At 54.1% G+C, this 702-nt stretch carries 1 protein-coding gene; it reads right to left on the bottom strand.

All coding sequences use genetic code 11. The annotated features are described in order from the left end of the window. The coding region (locus QP971_RS11270) for a DDE-type integrase/transposase/recombinase (protein ID WP_284821789.1) at nucleotides 1-702 on the bottom strand (702 nt) is incomplete at both ends.

The following is a 702-nucleotide window of genomic DNA, read 5'->3' on the forward strand; positions in this document are numbered from 1 at the left end:
CATCGAGTTGTTGGTTTAGCTCGGCGATGTTGTGGGCAAATGGCCTTGTGTGCAGGGCTTTTTGGAGTGTTTGGTGGAAGCGCTCGACTTTTCCTTGGGTTTGGGGATGGTATGGAGTTCCATTCTTTTGGTGGATGCCCATTTGGAGCAGTAGCTGTTCGAAGCCGTTGCGAGTGTCGGCTTTTCTGTAGAGCTTTGTGGTGAACACGCTGCCGTTGTCGGTGAGGGTGGATTTGGGAAATCCATGTTTGTTTCCTGCGGATATGAAGGTGTCGATGACGTTGGTGCCGGTTTCGTGCTCGACGGCTTTGCAAGCGATGACATAGCGTGAGTGGTCGTCGATGATGGTCAGGATGGCTACGCGTTGGTTGTTGTTGAGGTACCAGTGGCTGTAGTCGAGTTGCCAGGTTTCGTTCGGTTGGTCTGCTTGGAATCGTTTCCAGGAACTGCGTGGCCTTTTGTGAGGTTGTTCGATGACCCAGCCGTGGCGTTTGAGTATGCGGTGGATAGTCGATGCTGCTGGTAGTGGGGTTATTTTTTGTTGTTGAAGGTGCCAGCGGATGGTGTGGGCGCCGTTGTCTTGGCCGGTGTTTTCCAGGTGTTGTCGGATATCGAGGATTGCTTTGACCGTGCTCTCTGGCACTTGTCTGGGGTTGGAGTGCGGGCGCCGGGAGCGTGGTTCGAGTGCTTGGTAGCCGCCTT

This window comes from Corynebacterium marquesiae (assembly GCF_030229635.1).
GTDB classification, from domain to species: domain Bacteria; phylum Actinomycetota; class Actinomycetes; order Mycobacteriales; family Mycobacteriaceae; genus Corynebacterium; species Corynebacterium marquesiae.